The sequence below is a fragment of the Streptomyces sp. NPDC052042 genome (assembly GCF_044548345.1).
In the GTDB taxonomy this organism is placed as follows: Bacteria; Actinomycetota; Actinomycetes; order Streptomycetales; family Streptomycetaceae; genus Streptomyces.
The window spans coordinates 243,870-261,253 of record NZ_JBIUBU010000001.1; the positions used below are offsets into that span (position 1 = coordinate 243,870).

The 17,384-nt window shown below is 72.8% G+C and carries 11 protein-coding genes and 1 pseudogene; 6 read left to right on the plus strand and 6 right to left on the minus strand.

Annotated elements, in window-relative coordinates; all coding sequences use genetic code 11:
* Positions 1-61: 61 nt before the first annotated feature.
* Positions 62-844, minus strand: a complete 783-nt coding sequence (locus ACIHCL_RS01070; protein ID WP_399855406.1) for an SDR family oxidoreductase — start codon at positions 842-844, stop codon at positions 62-64.
* Positions 845-942: 98 nt separating this feature from the next.
* Here ACIHCL_RS01070 and ACIHCL_RS01075 point away from each other — a divergent pair, with 98 nt between their 5' ends.
* Genes ACIHCL_RS01075 through ACIHCL_RS01085 form a run of 3 tightly spaced genes read left to right on the plus strand, consistent with a single transcriptional unit; the run spans position 943 to position 4,033 of the window.
* Complete coding sequence (locus ACIHCL_RS01075) at positions 943-1,893, plus strand: enoyl-CoA hydratase (RefSeq protein WP_399855408.1); 951 nt, start codon at positions 943-945, stop codon at positions 1,891-1,893.
* Positions 1,893-3,038 (plus strand): acyl-CoA dehydrogenase family protein, encoded by a 1,146-nt coding sequence (locus tag ACIHCL_RS01080; protein WP_399855411.1) that lies wholly within the window; start codon positions 1,893-1,895, stop codon positions 3,036-3,038. Before ACIHCL_RS01075 ends, ACIHCL_RS01080 begins: the two co-directional genes overlap by 1 nt.
* A complete protein-coding gene (locus tag ACIHCL_RS01085) occupies positions 3,038-4,033 on the plus strand; it encodes an acyl-CoA dehydrogenase family protein (protein ID WP_399855413.1) in 996 nt (331 codons plus the stop codon). Before ACIHCL_RS01080 ends, ACIHCL_RS01085 begins: the two co-directional genes overlap by 1 nt.
* Positions 4,034-4,214: 181 nt before the next feature.
* Here ACIHCL_RS01085 and ACIHCL_RS01090 read toward each other — a convergent pair whose 3' ends face one another.
* Both ACIHCL_RS01090 and ACIHCL_RS01095 read right to left on the minus strand, forming a co-directional pair.
* Positions 4,215-4,730 (minus strand): pyridoxamine 5'-phosphate oxidase family protein, encoded by a 516-nt coding sequence (locus tag ACIHCL_RS01090; protein WP_399855418.1) that lies wholly within the window; start codon positions 4,728-4,730, stop codon positions 4,215-4,217.
* 112 nt (positions 4,731-4,842) lie between these two features.
* The gene (locus ACIHCL_RS01095; protein ID WP_399855421.1) at positions 4,843-5,589 is read right to left on the minus strand and encodes a vWA domain-containing protein; all 747 of its coding nucleotides are present in this window, start codon (positions 5,587-5,589) and stop codon (positions 4,843-4,845) included.
* Positions 5,590-5,727: 138 nt separating this feature from the next.
* Here ACIHCL_RS01095 and ACIHCL_RS01100 point away from each other — a divergent pair, with 138 nt between their 5' ends.
* Positions 5,728-6,651, plus strand: a complete 924-nt coding sequence (locus tag ACIHCL_RS01100; RefSeq protein WP_399855423.1) for a rhomboid family intramembrane serine protease — start codon at positions 5,728-5,730, stop codon at positions 6,649-6,651.
* Between the two features lie 180 nt (positions 6,652-6,831).
* Here the strand turns inward: ACIHCL_RS01100 and ACIHCL_RS01105 are convergent, their stop codons facing one another.
* From ACIHCL_RS01105 to ACIHCL_RS01115, 3 genes are all read right to left on the minus strand, one after another.
* Complete coding sequence (locus ACIHCL_RS01105; RefSeq protein WP_399855425.1) at positions 6,832-8,361, minus strand: glutamate synthase subunit beta; 1,530 nt, start codon at positions 8,359-8,361, stop codon at positions 6,832-6,834.
* Complete coding sequence (gltB, locus tag ACIHCL_RS01110; RefSeq protein ID WP_399855428.1) at positions 8,354-12,946, minus strand: glutamate synthase large subunit; 4,593 nt, start codon at positions 12,944-12,946, stop codon at positions 8,354-8,356. Before gltB ends, ACIHCL_RS01105 begins: the two co-directional genes overlap by 8 nt.
* 653 nt (positions 12,947-13,599) lie before the next feature.
* Positions 13,600-14,334 (minus strand): VIT1/CCC1 transporter family protein, encoded by a 735-nt coding sequence (locus ACIHCL_RS01115; RefSeq protein ID WP_399855430.1) that lies wholly within the window; start codon positions 14,332-14,334, stop codon positions 13,600-13,602.
* Positions 14,335-14,596: 262 nt separating this feature from the next.
* On the opposite strand from ACIHCL_RS01115, the pseudogene ACIHCL_RS01120 reads away from it, so the two are divergent.
* Positions 14,597-15,697, plus strand: a pseudogene (locus tag ACIHCL_RS01120) (ADP-ribosylglycohydrolase family protein); the annotation flags it as partial.
* A 444-nt stretch (positions 15,698-16,141) separates the two neighbouring features.
* The gene (locus ACIHCL_RS01125; protein WP_399857079.1) at positions 16,142-17,383 is read left to right on the plus strand and encodes an ADP-ribosylglycohydrolase family protein; all 1,242 of its coding nucleotides are present in this window, start codon (positions 16,142-16,144) and stop codon (positions 17,381-17,383) included.
* Position 17,384 lies beyond the last annotated feature (1 nt).

Here is a 17,384-nt window from a genome sequence, read left to right on the forward strand (position 1 = left end):
GCCCATTCTCCGTCCGCCGCCCCCGGCCCCGGACGCCGCGGGCCCCGCGGCGTCCGTCCGCTCAGGCACGCTGGCTGCTGACCGCGACGACCTCGCCCGTCATGTACGAGGAGTAGCCGCTGGCGAGGAAGACGATGACGTTGGCGACCTCCCACGGTTCGGCGTACCGGCCGAACGCCTCCTTCGCCGTCAGTTCGTCGAGGAGTCCGGCGGAGGTGACCTTCACCAGGTGGGGGTGCATGGCGAGGCTGGGGGCGACGGCGTTGACGCGCACGCCGTACTCGGCCGCCTCGATCGCGGCGCACCGGGTGAGAGCCATGACACCGGCCTTGGCCGCGGCGTAGTGGGCCTGGCCGCTCTGGGCGCGCCAGCCGACGACGGAGGCGTTGTTGACGACGACGCCGCCGCGCCCCGCCGCCCGGAAGGAGCGCAGGGCGGCGCGGGTGCAGCGGAAGGTGCCGTTCAGGGTGACGTCGAGGACCTTGGTCCACTGCTCGTCGGTCATCTCGGTGAGGGGGGCGGTGCCGCCGAGCCCGGCGTTGTTGACGACGACATCGAGGGCGCCGTGGGTGCGTTCGGCGAGCGTGAGAAGGGCCTGGACCTGGGATGCGTCGGTGACGTCGCAGGGCAGTGCGGCGACGCGGTCGGCACCGAACTCCTCGGCGAGGGCGCGCGCGGTCTCCCCCAGGCGGCGGGCGTGCGCGTCGCCGATGACGACGCGGGCGCCCTCTTCCAGGAACCTGCGGGCGGTGGCACCGCCGATCCCGGTGCCCGCGGCGGCGGTGACGACGGCGCTCCGGCCGGCCAGCAGTCCGTGCGCGGGTACGTACTGCGGTGCGCTCACGCCCGTGCCTCCCAAGGGCTGTCCCGGTTCGCGGGGTTCTCGACGCTGCTCACCCCGTACGTTAACCTACCAAACACTTGTTAGGGAAGGATGAGCCGATGCCCGATGCCCACGCCCCGTCCGCCGGTCGTCCCGACACCGATCCCGATGCCCACGCCCCGTCCGGTGACCGCTCCGACGCCGAGGTCGTGCTGTACGAGCGCCGGGGCCCGGTCGCGTACGTGACGCTGAACCGCCCGCGCTACCGCAACGCGCAGAACTCCGCGATGACCTACGCCCTGGACGCCGCGTTCTACCGGGCCGCCGAGGACTCCGAGGTGAAGGTCGTCGTGCTCGGCGGCGCCGGAGAGCACTTCTCGGCGGGCCACGACATCGGCTCCCCCGGGCGTGACGCCCATCTGCCGTTCGAGCGCCGGGCGGGCCTGTGGTGGGACCACTGCGACAAGGCCGGCGCGGAGAGCCGCTTCGCCCGCGAGTCGGAGGTCTACCTCGGCATGTGCCGACGCTGGCGCGAGCTGCCGAAGCCGGTCGTCGCCGCCGTCCAGGGCGCGTGCGTGGCCGGCGGGCTGATGCTCGCCTGGGTCTGCGACCTGATCGTGGCGAGCGAGGACGCCTTCTTCGCCGATCCGGTGGTCCGGATGGGCATCCCCGGCGTCGAGTACTTCGCCCACCCGTGGGTGATGCCGCCCCGGATCGCCAAGGAGTTCCTGTACACCGGCGACCGGATGAGCGCGCGGCGCGCCTACGAGATCGGCATGGTGAACAAGGTGGTGGAGCGCGCCGGACTCGCCGCCGCGGCCGGGGAGCTGGCCCTGGACATCGCGCGGATGCCGCGCATGGGACTGGCGCTCGCCAAGCGCGCCGTCAACCAGGCCGAGGACCTCCAGGGGCTGCACACCGGTCTCGACTCGGTCTTCGGGCTGCACCACCTCGCGCACGCGCACAACGCGGAAACGGCGGCGGACCCGCTCGGCGGCATGGACGTCGCCTCGATGAAGCGGGCGAGCACGGCGAAGACCGCGGACCGGGCGGGGCGGGCAGCGGGCTGATGGACCTGTCGTACACCGCCGAGGAGGAGGCGTTCCGGGCCGAGGCGCGGGCATGGCTGCGGGACCACGTGCCCGCCGAGCCGCTGCCGTCGCTGGAGACCGCCGAGGGCTTCGCCGCGCACCGGGCGTGGGAGGAGCGGTTGCACGCGGACCGCTGGTCGGTGGTCTCCTGGCCGCGCGCGTACGGCGGACGGGGCCTCGGCCTCTTCCACTGGCTGGTCTTCGAGGAGGAGTACTACGCGGCGGGCGCCCCCGGCCGGGTCTCGCAGAACGGCATCAGCCTCCTCGCCCCGACCCTCTTCGACCACGGCACCGAGGAGCAGCGGGCCCGGATCCTGCCGCCGATGGCGAGCGGGCGGGTGATCTGGGCACAGGCGTGGTCCGAGCCGGAGGCGGGGTCGGACCTGGCGTCGCTGCGGTCGCGTGCGGTGCGCACGGAGGGCGGCTGGCTGCTCTCGGGGCAGAAGACCTGGTCCTCACGCGCGGCGTTCGCGGACCGGGCCTTCGGCATCTTCCGCACGGACCCGGGGGCCGCGAAACCGCACCACGGGCTGACGTATCTGATGTTCGACCTGTCGGCGCCGGGGGTGACGGTGCGGCCGATCGGGCGGCTGGACGGCAAGCCCGCCTTCGCCGAGCTCTTCCTGGACGAGGTGTTCGTGCCGGACGAGGACGTCATCGGCGAGCCGGGCCGGGGCTGGCGCATCGCCATGGCGGCGACGGGTGACGAGCGCGGGCTGACACTCCGCTCCCCCGGTCGCTTCCTGGCCGCCGCGGACCGGCTGACCGCGCTGTGGCGCGAGCGGGGCGACCCGTCGGACACGGCGCTGCGCGACCGGGTGGCGGACGCGGTGATCGGGGCGCGCGCGTACCAGCTGTTCACCTGCGCCGCCGCGTCCCGGTTCGCTGCGGGGTCGGCCGTGGGCGCCGAGTCGAGCCTCAACAAGGTCTTCTGGTCCGAGTACGACATCGCGCTGCACGAGACGGCGCTCGATCTGCTGGGCCCGGACGCGGAGCGGGCGGACTCCGCATGGGCCGAGGGATACGTCTTCTCGCTCGCGGGCCCCATCTACGCGGGCACCAACGAGATCCAGCGCGACATCATCGCCGAGCGCCTGCTGGGCCTGCCGAAGGGACGGCGCTGATGCGTTTTCTCCTGGACGACGCGCAACGGGACTTCGCCCGCTCGCTGGACGCGATGCTGACGGCGGCCGGCACCCCGGCGGCCGTACGGTCCTGGGCCGCGGGGGACTTCGGGCCGGGCCGGAGGCTGTGGGCGCGCCTGGCGGAGGCCGGGGTGTTCGCCCTCGCCGTACCCGGGGAGCACGGGGGCGTGGGACCGCTTCCGGTCGAACTCGCGGTCGCGTTCACCGAGTTGGGCCGGCACGCGGTGCCGGGGCCGGTGGTGGAGACGGTCGCGGCCGGGGTGCTGCTGGCGGGGGCGGGCGGCGCGGCGGCGAAGGAGTGGCTGCCGCGCCTGGCGTCGGGGGCGGCGTCGGCGACCCTGCGGATGGACGGGTACGGGCCGTACGCGCTGGACGCGGACGCGGCGGACGCGGTGTTCACGGTGACGGATGGGACGTTACGGCTGGCGCCCGGCCCCGGGGTGCTGCGGCCGTCGTCGGACCCGGCTCGGCGGCTGCTGTGTCCGGAGCCGGGCGGGGAGTCGCTGGCGTCCGGGCCCGGGGTGGTCCGGGCGGCGGCACGCGCCGCGGACTGGGCGGCTTTCGCGACCGCGGCGCAGGCGCTCGGCACGGGCGAGGCGCTGCTGCGGGCCACCGTCGATCACGTCGAGCGGCGCTCCCAGTTCGGGGCGGTCATCGGGTCCTTCCAGGCGGTCAAGCACCGGCTCTCGGATGTGCTGACCGGGCTGGAGTTCTCCCGTCCGCTGCTCTACGGGGCGGCGCTCGCGCTCGCCGAACAGGCCCCGGATGCCGGTGCGCGGGTGGCCGCGGCCAAGGTGGCGGCGGGTGAGGCGGGATACGCGGCGGCGCGGGCGGCCCTGCAACTGCACGGCGCGGTGGGCTACACGGAGGAGCTGGACCTGTCGCTCTGGCTGCGGAAGGCGCGGCCGTTGCGGGACGCGTGGGGGACGCCGTCGGCCTGCCGGGCCCTGGTGCTGTCGGGGCTCGGGGCCTGACGGGGCCTGGGGGCCTGGAGGGGGGCCGGGAGCCCAGCAGGGCCTGGGGGCCTGGCAGGGCCGGCGGGGTCGGTGGAGCCGGAAGGGCTTGAGCGGCCGGCGGGGTCCGCGGGGCTCGGGTAGCGTGCCCCGGGCTCGTCCCTCCGGCGGGCGGGAGGAGCCCGGGGCAGCGCCTGCCGGGTCAGGTCTCGTACGGGGTGCCGTCGGCGGGCCGGTGGATGGTGCGCACCGGAGCGCCGGGCCGCCCCACCCGCAGCACCATTTCACCGGCGCCCAGGGTGGTCAGGACCACCTCGTCCAGTTCCGCGCGGAAGAGCTGGAACGGCTCCGGCGGCTTCGCCTCCTGGGTGAAACGGGCCAGGAACCCGGGGTCGGTCACCTCCACCGCCCGGCCGGAGATCCGGGCGTCGCCGTCCGCCATCTCGGCGTCCGGCCCCGGATTGGCCTGCACGGCGAAGCGCGGATCGCGCAGCAGGTCCAGCGCCTTGCGCGAATGGGGCATCATGCCGAGCAGCAGCTCACCGAAGCGGAAGTCCACCTCCAGGCCGGTGACCCGGGGCGAACCGTCCTTGCGGAGGGTGGCCAGGACGTGGTGCCGGTACAGCCCGAAACGGGCCCGGACGGTGTCGGCGAAGGCGGGCTGTGCCGCCCGGAACGCTTCCCAGGAACGCGAAGAACTCGACGAACTCGTTGTCATGAGGTCATGGAACCCGGGAAACCCGACATCTCCTGTCCGCTTTCGCGGGGACATCCGGTCGGATTCCGCCGCGTGGTGGACGCGTCCGGAGCCACCGGAAGACCGCGGCCGGTCACCCGTTGACGATCCCCAGGGCCCGGGCAGCGGCCAGCCACTGGGGGAACTCGGCGATCAGCCGGTCGTACAGTTCGGCGTCCGGCATCCGGCTCGGCTTGTGTCCGGCGTGGAAGAAGCCCGCGTTGTCGACGGGACGCCGGTCCGGGACGGGTAGTTCGTCGAGCTTGCGCAGGAAGTCGAACTGGCTGCTGCGTTGGTTGCCGAAGCCGATGAACTGCCAGAACAACGGCAGCTTGGCGGCCTTGCAGAGGTAGCGTTCCGCCGCGTGCTTGCTGGTCGGGCCGCCGTCCGTCTGGAAGACGACCAGTGCGGGGGCGGTCGACCCGCTGTCCAGGTAGTGGTCGATGACCGCGTCCATGGCCAGGTGGTAGTTGGTCAACCCCATGTGCCCCAGACCCGCCGCGAGGGTGTCGATCCGGCCTCGGTGGTTGTCCAGGGCCATGTCGGCGACGGCGTCGATGCCGGTGGAGAAGAAGACGACGGGCACCCGGCCGTCGTCGTCCAGGTGTGCCGAGAGGCCCAGAACCCGCTCGGCCAGGGCCTGGACACTGCCGTCCCGGTAGTACGGCCGCATGGAGCCGGAGTGGTCGAGCACGAGGTAGACCGCGGCCCGCACCCCGCTCATGCCGTTCTTCGTCAGGGAGACCGAAGCGCTCTTGTAGAGGCTGACCAGGGCGGGTGCGGTCTGCTCGATCTGCCGGAGACCGATGGCCGGACCTGCGGTGCTGGACGAGCCGACCATGCGGGTGCTCCGATCTTCGACGCGCCGGACTCCCGAGCTTAGGCCACCCGTGTGCACCCCCGACGGAGGCGGTTCGCTATTTTGATCGCCGCCGCCCCCACCGGCCGCTTCCTGTCCGCCCACCGTGAGGAGCCCGCCGTGGATACCGCGGCCACCACCTGCTTCCGCCACCCGTCGTACGAGACATATGTGAGCTGCGTCCGCTGCGAGCGCTTCATCTGCCCCGACTGCATGCGGGAGGCCGCCGTCGGCCACCAGTGCGTGGAGTGCGTGAAGGAGGGACAGCGGTCGATCCGGCAGGCCCGCACGGTGTTCGGCGGTGTGGTGTCGAGGACCGCCGTGCCGCTCGTCACCTATGTACTGATCGGCCTCAACGTCCTCGCGTACCTGGGCGAGTTGGTCCGTCCGGAGATCGTCGACCGGTTCGCCATGCTGGGCGCTGGGCTGACCGCGCCGGACGGAAGCCGCTACCTCTACGAGAACGGCGACTTCATCGGCTTCGACGTGATCGGGGTGGTGGACGGTGAGTGGTACCGGCTGCTGACCGGCGCGTTCCTGCACCTCCCACCGACCGGGTCGTCGTTCGGCTCGCTGCCGTTCGGGATCCTGCACATCGCCTTCAACATGTACGCGCTGTGGAACCTGGGCCGGGTCGTCGAGGAGCAGTTGGGCCGGGCCCGGTACCTGGCCCTGTATCTGCTGTCGGCGCTGGGCGGTTCGGTCCTCGTGTACCTGATCGCGCCGTTCGACGGCACGGTCGGGGCCTCCGGCGCGATCTTCGGTCTCGGGGCGGCGTTCTACGTCATCAACCGGCGCCTGGGGCGCGACATGGCAGCGGTCAACCGGTTCATGGCCGGGTTCCTGATCTGGATGCTGATCTCGGCCGGGTTCACCTCCTGGCAGGGCCACCTGGGCGGTCTGCTGACCGGTGGCATCGTCACGGTCGCGTACGCGTACGCCCCGGCGAAGGGCCGTACGGCGGTCCAGGCCGCCGCGTGCGTGGTGCTGCTCGCCGTACTGGTGCTGCTGGTGGTGCTCAAGACGTCCGCGCTGCTGGAGTGAGCCGGGCCGCGCCCCCTGCGCCGGGTACGGCACCGGCGGCCCCGGGCCGCGCCGGCGTGCGGGACGCGTCGCGTCACCCGCCCGCGGACACGCCGCGGCGCCTGCCGATGGTCCGGGTCGGGGACGGGCAGGCGCCGCGTTCAGTTCCGCACGCCGTTGTACGGGACATCCTCGGGCCGATCAGACCGCCAGTGCGCGGTCCGTCGGGCGGATCGGGGCAGGCAGTGCGCTGCTCCCGGTCAGGTGGCGGTCCACACCGCGCGCCGCCGAGCGGCCCTCGGCGATGGCCCACACGATGAGGGACTGGCCGCGTCCCGCGTCACCGGCGACGAACACGCCCTCGACATTGGTGGCGAAGTCCGCGTCGCGGGCGACATTGCCGCGCTCGTCGAGCTCCAGGCCGAACTGCTCGACCAGGCCGTTGGAGCGATCGGTTCCGGTGAAGCCCATGGCCAGGGTGACCAGTTGAGCGGGGATCCGCCGCTCGGTGCCGGGCCTGGGCTCCAGCTTACCCTCCTTGAACTCCACCTCGATCAGGTGCAGGGCCTGGACGTTTCCGTCCTCGTCGCCCTCGAAGCGGGTGGTGGAGACGGAGTAGACCCGCCCCTCCTCGTCCTCCTGCGGGCTGGACGGTCCCTCGTCCGGATCGACGCCCTTCCTCTTCCGAGCCAGGTACGCGGTCTCCTCGTGCGCGGAGGTGACCTTGTACAGCATCGGGAACGTCGGCCACGGCTGGTGGGCGGCGCGTTCGTCGCCCGGCCGGGGCATGATCTCCAACTGGGTGACGGAGAGCGCGCCCTGGCGGTGGGCGGTGCCGACGCAGTCGGCGCCGGTGTCACCGCCGCCGATGACGACGACGTGCTTGCCCTCGGCGCTGATCGGGGAGACCGTCAGGTCGCCCTCCTGCACCTTGTTGGCCAGCGGCAGGTACTCCATCGCGAAGTGCACGCCGTTCAGCTCGCGGCCCGGGACGGGCAGGTCTCGGGAGACGGTGGCACCCGCGGCGATGACGACCGCGTCGTAGCGGCGGCGGAGTTCGGCGGCATCGATGTCACGGCCGATCTCCACCTCCGTACGGAACTTGGTGCCCTCCGCGCGCATCTGCTCGATGCGGCGGTTGATGTTCGCCTTCTCCATCTTGAACTCGGGGATGCCGTACCGGAGGAGACCCCCGACGCGGTCCGCGCGCTCGAAGACGGCGACGGTGTGACCGGCCCGGGTGAGCTGCTGGGCGGCGGCCAGACCCGCCGGGCCCGAGCCGATCACGGCGACGGTCTTGCCGGACAGCCGCTCGGGCGGCCGCGGGGTCACGTCGCCGTTGCCCCACGCCTTGTCGACGATGGAGACCTCGACGTTCTTGATGGTGACCGGCGGCTGGTCGATACCGAGCACGCACGCCGACTCGCACGGCGCCGGGCAGAGCCGCCCGGTGAACTCCGGGAAGTTGTTCGTGGCGTGCAGGCGCTCGGAGGCCGCCGCCCAGTCCCCCCGGTAGGCGTAGTCGTTCCACTCGGGGATCAGGTTTCCGAGCGGGCAGCCGTTGTGGCAGAACGGGATGCCGCAGTCCATGCAGCGCCCGGCCTGCTTGCCGACGATCGGCAGCAGCGATCCAGGGACGTGGACCTCGTTCCAGTCCTTGACGCGCTCGGCCACGGGGCGGGTCCGGGCGACCTCGCGCTCGGTGGTCAGGAAGCCCTTGGGGTCAGCCATGGGTCGCCGCCTCCATCATCTTCTCGGTGGTCTCCTGTTCGGAGAGACCGGCGAGCTCGGCGGCGTCCTTGGCGGCGAGCACGGCCTTGTAGGTGGACGGGATGATCTTGCTGAAGCGGGCCACTGCCGCGTCCCAGTCGGCGAGCAACTTCTTGGCGACCGTGGAGCCGGTCTCCTCGTGGTGGCGGCGCACCACGTCGTGCAGCCACTGCCGGTCGGGGTCGGAGAGCGCCTCGATCGCGCCGTGGTTGCCGGCGTTGACGCGGTCACGGTCCAGGTCGACGACGTAGGCGATGCCGCCCGACATGCCGGCGGCGAAGTTGCGTCCGGTCTCGCCGAGGACCACGGCGTGGCCTCCGGTCATGTACTCGCAGCCGTGGTCGCCCACGCCTTCCGAGACGACCGTGGCGCCGGAGTTGCGGACGCAGAACCGCTCTCCGGTCCGGCCGCGCAGAAACATCTCGCCGCCGGTGGCGCCGTAGGCGAGGGTGTTGCCCGCGATGGTGGAGTACTCGGCGAGGTGGTCGGCGCCCCGGTCCGGGCGGACCACGATCCGGCCTCCGGAAAGCCCCTTGCCGACATAGTCGTTGGCGTCGCCCTCCAGGCGCAGCGTCACACCGCCGGGCAGGAAGGCGCCGAAGGACTGGCCGGCCGAGCCGGTGAAGGTGAGGTCGATGGTGTCGTCGGGCAGTCCGGCGCCGCCGAAGCGCTTGGTGACCTCGTAGCCGAGCATGGTGCCGACGGTGCGGTTGATGTTGCGGATCGGGAGCTGGGCCCGCACCGGCTGGGCGGCCTCGGCGCTCCGTGCGTCCAGGGCATCGGCGGCGAGCCTGATCAGCTCGTTGTCGAGGGCCTTGGCGAGGCCGTGGTCCTGTTCCACCCGCTGGTGGCGGACGGCGCCCTCGGGCAGGCCGGGGACGTGGAAGAGCGGGGCCAGGTCGAGGCCCTGCGCCTTCCAGTGCCTGACCGCGCGGTCGGTGTCGAGGAGTTCGGCGTGGCCGACGGCCTCCTCGATCGAGCGGAAGCCCAGCTCGGCGAGGAGTTCGCGGACCTCCTGGGCGATGAACTCGAAGAAGCTGACCACGTGGTCGGCCTTGCCGGAGAAGCGGCTGCGCAGCACCGGGTTCTGGGTGGCGATGCCGACCGGGCAGGTGTCCAGGTGGCAGACGCGCATCATGACGCAGCCGGAGACGACGAGCGGCGCGGTCGCGAACCCGAACTCCTCGGCGCCCAGCAGCGCGGCGACGACGACGTCGCGGCCGGTCTTCAGCTGGCCGTCGGTCTGGACGACGATGCGGTCGCGCAGGCCGTTGAGCAGCAGGGTCTGCTGGGTCTCCGCCAGGCCCAGCTCCCAGGGGCCGCCCGCGTGCTTCAGGGAGGTGAGCGGGGAGGCGCCCGTTCCGCCGTCGTGGCCGGAGATCAGGACGACGTCCGCGTGTGCCTTGGAGACACCGGCGGCGACCGTGCCGACGCCGACCTCGGAGACCAGCTTCACATGGATGCGGGCCACCGGGTTGGCGTTCTTGAGGTCGTGGATCAGCTGGGCCAGGTCCTCGATGGAGTAGATGTCGTGGTGCGGCGGCGGGGAGATCAGGCCGACGCCCGGGGTCGAGTGCCGGGTCTTCGCGACCCACGGGTAGACCTTGTGGCCGGGGAGCTGGCCGCCCTCGCCGGGCTTGGCGCCCTGGGCCATCTTGATCTGGATGTCGTCGGCGTTGACCAGGTATTCGCTGGTCACGCCGAAGCGGCCGGAGGCGACCTGCTTGATGGAGGAGCGGCGCTCCGGGTCGTGGAGCCGCTCGGGGTCCTCGCCGCCCTCGCCGGTGTTGGACTTGCCGCCCAGCCGGTTCATGGCGATGGCGAGGGTCTCGTGCGCCTCCCGGGAGATCGATCCGTACGACATGGCGCCGGTGGAGAAGCGCTTGACGATCTCGGAGACGGGCTCGACCTCGTCGACGGGGACCGGCTCGCGGTCCGACGCGAAGGTGAACAGGCCGCGGAGCGTCATCAGGCGCTCGGACTGCTCGTTCACGCGCTCGGTGTACTTCTTGAAGACGTCGTAGCGCTTGGTGCGGGTGGCGTGCTGGAGCCGGAAGACGGTATCCGGGTCGAACAGGTGCGGTTCGCCCTCGCGGCGCCACTGGTACTCGCCGCCGATCTCCAGCGCGCGGTGCGAGGGGGAGATGCCGGAGGCCGGGTACGCCTTGGCGTGGCGGGCGGCGACCTCCCGGGCGATGACGTCGAGGCCCGCGCCGCCGATCTTGGTGGCGGTGCCGTCGAAGTACCTGGCGACGAAGGCCTCGTCCAGGCCGACGGCCTCGAAGACCTGGGCGCCGCGGTAGGAGGCGACGGTGGAGATGCCCATCTTGGACATGACCTTCAGGACGCCCTTGCCGAGTGCGCGGATCAGGTTGCGGAGGGCGTTCTCGGGCTCGACGCCCTCGATGAACGTGCCGGCCCGGACCAGGTCCTCGACGCTCTCCATCGCCAGGTACGGGTTGACGGCGGCGGCGCCGTAACCGATGAGCAGGGCGACGTGATGGACCTCGCGGACGTCCCCGGCCTCGACCAGCAGCCCCACCTGGGTGCGCTGCTTGGTGCGGATGAGGTGGTGGTGGACGGCCGAGGTGAGCAGCAGTGACGGGATCGGCGCGTGCTCGGCGTCGGAGTGCCGGTCGGACAGGACGATGAGGCGGGCGCCGTCCGCGATGGCGGCGTCGGCCTCGGCGCAGATCCGCTCGATGCGTGCCGCGAGGGCCTCGGCGCCGTCGGCGACCCGGTAGAGGCCGGAGAGCGTGGCCGCCTTCATGCCCGGCATGTCGCCGTCGGCGTTGATGTGTATCAGCTTGGCCAGCTCGTCGTTGTCGATCACCGGGAACGGCAGCGTGACGCTGCGGCAGGACGCGGCGGTCGGCTCCAGGAGGTTGCCCTGGGGGCCGAGCGAGGAGCGCAGTGAGGTGACGAGTTCCTCGCGGATGGCGTCCAGCGGCGGGTTGGTGACCTGCGCGAACAGCTGGGTGAAGTAGTCGAAGAGCAGCCGGGGGCGCTCGGACAGGGCGGCGATCGGCGAGTCCGTGCCCATGGAGCCGAGCGGCTCGCCGCCGGTGCGGGCCATCGGCGCGAGGATGACGCGGAGTTCTTCCTCGGTGTAGCCGAAGGTCTGCTGGCGGCGGGTGACGGAGGCGTGCGTGTGCACGATGTGCTCGCGCTCGGGGAGGTCGCCGAGCTCGATGACTCCGGCCGCCAGCCATTCCTGGTAGGGGTGCTCGGCGGCCAGGGACGCCTTGATCTCGTCGTCCTCGATGATGCGGCCCTCGGCGGTGTCGACGAGGAACATGCGGCCGGGCTGGAGGCGGCCCTTGCGGACCACCTTCGCGGGGTCGATGTCCAGGACGCCGACCTCGGAGGAGAGCACGACGAGCCCGTCGTCGGTGACCCAGTAGCGGCCGGGGCGCAGCCCGTTGCGGTCGAGGACCGCGCCGACCTGGATGCCGTCGGTGAAGGTGACGCAGGCGGGGCCGTCCCAGGGCTCCATCATCGTGGAGTGGTACTGGTAGAAGGCGCGGCGGCCGGCGTCCATGGTGGCGGTGGCCTCGGGGCTCTCCCACGCCTCGGGGACCATCATCAGCACTGCGTGGGGCAGCGAGCGTCCGCCGAGGTGGAGCAGCTCCAGGACCTCGTCGAAGGAGGCGGAGTCGGAGGCGTCGGGGGTGCAGACGGGGAAGACGCGGTCGAGCCGCGCGGTGCCGCTCCGCCCGTGGCCGGCGGTGCCGAACAGGTCGGAGGCGAGTTGGGACTCGCGGGCCCGCATCCAGTTGCGGTTGCCCTTGACCGTGTTGATCTCGCCGTTGTGGGCGACGAAACGGTACGGATGGGCGAGCGGCCAGCTCGGGAAGGTGTTCGTGGAGAACCGCGAGTGGACCAGGGCGACGGCGGTGGCCAGGCGGCGGTCGGAGAGGTCGGGGAAGAACGGCTCCAGCTGCCCGGTGGTGAGCATGCCCTTGTAGACGATGGTGCGGGCGGAGAGCGAGGGGAAGTACACCCCGGCCTCCCGCTCGGCGCGCTTGCGCAGGACGAACGCCTTGCGGTCGAGCGCGATGCCGGTGGACTCGCCGTCCGCGACGAAGAGCTGGCAGAAGTCGGGCATGGTGGCACGGGCGCCGTTGCCGAGGATGTCGGGGGCGACCGGGACCTCGCGTCGGCCCAGGACCGTCAGGCCCTCCTCCGCGGCGATCTTCTCCAGCTTGCGGACGGCCTCGGGGGACTCCTCCGCCGGGAGGAAGGCGATGCCGACGGCGTACGCGCCGGCCTCGGGGAGGTCGAAGGCGACCTCCCCGCGGAAGAAGGCGTCCGGCACCTGGAGGAGGATGCCCGCGCCGTCGCCGGAGTCGGGCTCGGATCCGGTGGCACCGCGGTGTTCGAGGTTGCGCAGGACGGTCAGCGCCTGTTCGACCAGCTCATGGCTGGGCACCCCGGTCAGGGTGGCCACGAACCCGACGCCGCAGGCGTCGTGTTCGTCACGGGGGTCGTACAGGCCCTGCCGGGCGGGGCGACCGTCCATGGGCGACCAGGCGTCGGTACGCATGGGCTCTCCCGTCGTCGTCGTGGCATGTGCTGTGCCGAGGGACGACGTTGGCCCTCTGCGAAAGTGCGTGCACGTTACATGATGGGGCGCTTCTCAAGAGGCGAAAAGTCCATTCCAACATGCGGACCTTCAGAGGAAATGAAGGGATCACACGATGAGGGGGGAATGTGTCGCAGTTGGAGATCGCGCCCGAGGGGGACCGCAGAGAGCAGGCGTCGTTGCCTGCGGTGCCTACGGCTCATGCCCGATGGCCAGGAATTCGAAACCGCCGGGTAACCGCTGTTGATGTGCAGCTCAGTCGTGGAGAACGATTTTACGTCGGGCGGAGCCAGCGCGCCCAGAGAGAGCTTTCGGGATGTGCCTCACACGGGCGGCCGAGGCAACTCACACGGACGGCGGACCAGGAACGCGAGCGGCATGGGCGAGGAGAACACGAGCCGCACAGCGGGCGGAAACGGACGGAGGACAGGCGGCACGCGACGGACGGAACGCCGACAGAATGCGCGCGGCAGGGGAGATGCGGCGGGCGCCGGGGAAAAGCGGGCGGGCGCGATGAACGGAACGCGGGCGGACCCGATACCGGAACGCGGGCGGACCCTGCAACGGAACGCGGGCGGGCACGCGCGCCCGCCCGCTCCCCCGCCAGGGCTCCGTCAGCCCCCGACGGCCACGCCGAACAGCATTCCCAGACCGTAGGTGATCGCCGCGGCGGCCCCGCCCAGCACCAGTTGGCGCAGCCCGCTGTACAGCCAGTTGCGCGCCGTCACCCTGGCCACCACCGCACCGCAGCCGAACAGTCCGGCCAGCGCGAGCACCACGGCCGGCCACAACGCGCTCGCACCCAGTAGATACGGCAACACCGGCAGCAGGGCGCCCAGCGCGAACGAACCGAAGGACGACACGGCGGCGACGAGCGGGGAGGGCAGGTCGCCGGGGTCGACACCGAGCTCCTCACGGGCATGGATCTCCAGGGCCTGCTCCGGGTCGCGCGACAACTGCCGCGCCACCTCGCGGGCGAGCTCCGGCTCGACACCCCGGGCCTGGTACAGCGCCGCGAGCTCCCGCTCCTCGTCCTGGGGGTGCTTGCGCAGCTCACGCCGCTCGACGTCCAGCTCCGCCTCGACCAGTTCTCGCTGCGAGGCGACGGAGGTGTACTCACCGGCCGCCATGGAGAACGCGCCCGCGGCGAGGCCGGCGAGGCCGGTGATCACGATGGTCTGCTGGGAGACGGCACCACCCGCGACCCCGGTCATCAGCGCGAGGTTGGAGACCAGACCGTCCATGGCGCCGAAGACCGCAGGACGCAGCCAGCCACCGTTCACATCCCGGTGGGTGTGGTTGTCACGGTGGGCCTCGTGCAGTACGGCGTCGGTCTCGATGATGGCCACGGTTCTCCCCTTCCGGTGGCGGATCCACGCGCTCCGCCCCACCCAGCACCATCGAAAATACGCACGAAAAATGGCTCCCGCCAGCAAGGAAGGCCGTACTTACCACGCTGTGTGACCAGGTAAGTACGGCCTTCCTTGCTATCCGGACCCTCTCATCCAACCGGACCTTTTGTCCCGAAAATTGGCCTTTGTCGATCCCTGATGTGGCACAGATCGAGCAAGTACCAGAACCAGCCCGGTACGAGCGGAGGCTCGGCGCACGATGGAGTTGTCTTCAGAAAGTCCGGCGCGGACGCGGGCCCGGGGCGCCCCGGGCGGGGAATCCCGTGACGGTCTGGCGGACCGGGCACGCGGCTCGCTGCTCGGCCTCGCGGTCGGTGACGCGCTGGGCGCACCGGCGGAGAACCTCCGGCCGTCCGAGATCCGCCGCCGCTGGGGCCGTATCGAGGGCTTCGTGCGGGACGATCCGGCGGGCACGGACGACACGGAGTACGCGATCTTCTCCGGGCTGCTGCTCGCCCGGCACGGTTCGGGGCTGACCGTCGCGCACGTGGAACGGGCCTGGCACCTGTGGATCGCCGACCTGGACGAGGGGTCGTTCCGGGGCGCCGGGTTCAGCGAACGGGGCACGCTGGAGAACCTCCGCCGGGGCCTCGCCGCCCCGATCTCGGCCCAGCACCGGCACGCCTGGAGCGACGGCCTGGCCATGCGGGCGGCACCCTTCGGTGTCTTCGCGGCGGGCCGGCCGGACGAGGCGGCGCGGCTGGTCTCGGTGGACGGGCAGGTCAGCCACGACGGGGAGGGCATCTACGGGGGCCGGGCGGTGGCCGCGGGGGTGGCCGCCGCGATGACGGGTGCCGGGGTCGGAGCGGTGATCACCGCCGCGCTGTCCGTCGTCCCCGCGGACTCCTGGACGGCACGCTCGCTGCGGCGCGCGGAGGCCGCCGCACGGCGCGCCCACCCCGACCGGCTCGCCATGGAGCGCGCCGTGCGTTCCGCGGTGGTCGTCGGCGGCTACCCGTGGACGGACCTGGCACCCGAAGCGGTCGGGCTGGCCTTCGGCGCGTTCGCGGCGGCGCGTGGAGACTTCCGTACGGCGGTGCTGACGGCCGTCAACATGGGCCGGGACGCGGACACCACGGCCGCGGTGGCGGGGGCCCTGGCCGGTGCTCTGAACGGGGCGTCCGCGATCCCGCGGCACTGGGCGGAGGCGATCGGCCCGGTCCGGGGAAGCTGCCTGCCGTCGATGCGGGGCCACCACGTCCTGGAGATCGCGGAGCTGCTCACCCCGACGGACGGGACACCGGGCGAGGGCTCGGGCCGGGGCGCCCGCGCACGGCACACGGGCCGCACGCCGACGGCGGACGGCGCCGCCCCTCCGGACGGGCCGCGGGTGGCGGCCGGCCCTGCCGTCTCACAGGCCACCCCATCCACCCCCGACCCGCACCTCCCGCACACACCCCCGCCGACGCCCAGCACTCTCCGCACGCCCGGCGCTCCTGGCACTCTCCGCACGCCCGGCACACCCGGCATGCCCAGCACGCCCGGCACTCCCGGCGAGCAGACCGCCGCAGCACGGGACACCACCCGAGGAACGACGGACAACGCCGCCCGCCCCGGCACGCCACCCGCCGCGGGCCACCCCGGCACGGCTCCGGACGGCGCCGCTCCCCCGGGCGCACCCCCTCCCCCGCCCCGGTCCCCTGCGACAGCGCCGCGCGGCGCCCGCGACGAGCGGCGTCCCCCGTTCACGCGGAGCCAACCCGGTGCCGGGAGCCGACCCGGGCACCGTGCCCGGGTCGAGGGGCTGCTGCTCGGGCTCGCCGCCGGGGACGCCGCGGGCTGGCCGGCCGCACGCCACCGGGCGGCCCGGATGCCCGAATGGACCCGGCGTCTCACCCGTGAGCTCGACACCTTCGCCGAACAGAACGCCACGACCACGCTGCCCGTCCCCATCGCGCTCAACCAGCCGCCCGAGCCCCTGCGGCTCGGCCCCTCCGACGACGCCGAATGGGCGGCGTTCGCCGCCGGGACCGTGCTCACCTCGATGGCCGGACCATCGCACGGGCCGTCCCGGGAGCGGCGGCTGCGCGATGCCGTCGACGCCGCGTGGCACGCGCTGGCGGCCGAGATCGCCGCAGCCGCCGCCCGCGCCCCCGAGGTCGAGTCGGCAGTGCTCCCGCTGCGGGCCCGGATCTCCGTGCGGGCCGGGCTCGGCAATCTCGCCGCCGGACTGCGCCCGCCCGCCACCGGCCATGACAACCCGCACTACTTCGACGACGCGGCCTGTGTGCGGGCCGCCGTCCTCGCCGCCGCCCACCCGGGGGACCCGGCAGCGGCGGCCGACCTCGCCGAGTTCGACGCGCGCTACACCCAGGACGGCGACGGGGTGCACGGTGCCCGCGCCATGGCCGCCGCGATCGCCAGGGCGCTGGGCGGCGCGGACGTGGACGACATGGTGGACGCCGCGCTCGCCCAGCTCCCCGACGGCACGGAGATCGCCCGCAACACCGCACACGCCGTGCGGATCGCCCGCGGCTTCGTCGACGAGGGGGCGGGCGTGTTCTCCCTCGTGCCGGTGCTGGAGCACCAGATCGTCGACCACGTCTACAGCTACGGGGTCGCCGCCGCCGAGACCGTCCCGGTCGCCCTCGCCCTCGCCACCGCCGCTCGCGGCCGGATCGCCGAGGCCGTCCCGGCGGCGGCCTGCCTGTCGCGGGTGGCCGACTCGGCCCCGGCCCTGGCCGGGGCGCTGACCGGCGTGCTCGGCGGCATCGACGCCGTGCCGGACGGGTGGCGCCAGGCGTGCCGCACCCTCGCCGGGTGCGCGCTGCCCCGGCTCGCGGGGACCGATCTCGTCGAACTCGCCGGGCTGCTGGCAGACGCGGAACCAGGGCCCCTGGGTGGACAATCCCCCCATGACGTTCCCGGTGTTCCCGAGTCCCATGACGTTCCCGGGATCCACGACGGCCACGAGCGCCCCGGGATCCACCACGGTCGCGACGGCCCCGGGGCCCGGAGCAGGAGGCACGCCGCCCGCGACCGCTGAT

Excerpts from the sequence above, each read along its gene's own strand:
- ACIHCL_RS01075 (WP_399855408.1), top strand. The coding sequence starts at position 943 with ATGCCCGATGCCCACGCCCCGTCCGCCGGTCGTCCCGACACCGATCCC.
- ACIHCL_RS01080 (WP_399855411.1), top strand. The coding sequence starts at position 1,893 with ATGGACCTGTCGTACACCGCCGAGGAGGAGGCGTTCCGGGCCGAGGCG.
- ACIHCL_RS01085 (WP_399855413.1), top strand. The coding sequence starts at position 3,038 with ATGCGTTTTCTCCTGGACGACGCGCAACGGGACTTCGCCCGCTCGCTG.
- ACIHCL_RS01090 (WP_399855418.1), bottom strand. The coding sequence starts at position 4,730 with ATGACAACGAGTTCGTCGAGTTCTTCGCGTTCCTGGGAAGCGTTCCGG.
- ACIHCL_RS01095 (WP_399855421.1), bottom strand. The coding sequence starts at position 5,589 with ATGGTCGGCTCGTCCAGCACCGCAGGTCCGGCCATCGGTCTCCGGCAG.
- ACIHCL_RS01105 (WP_399855425.1), bottom strand. The coding sequence starts at position 8,361 with ATGGCTGACCCCAAGGGCTTCCTGACCACCGAGCGCGAGGTCGCCCGG.
- gltB (WP_399855428.1), bottom strand. The coding sequence starts at position 12,946 with ATGCGTACCGACGCCTGGTCGCCCATGGACGGTCGCCCCGCCCGGCAG.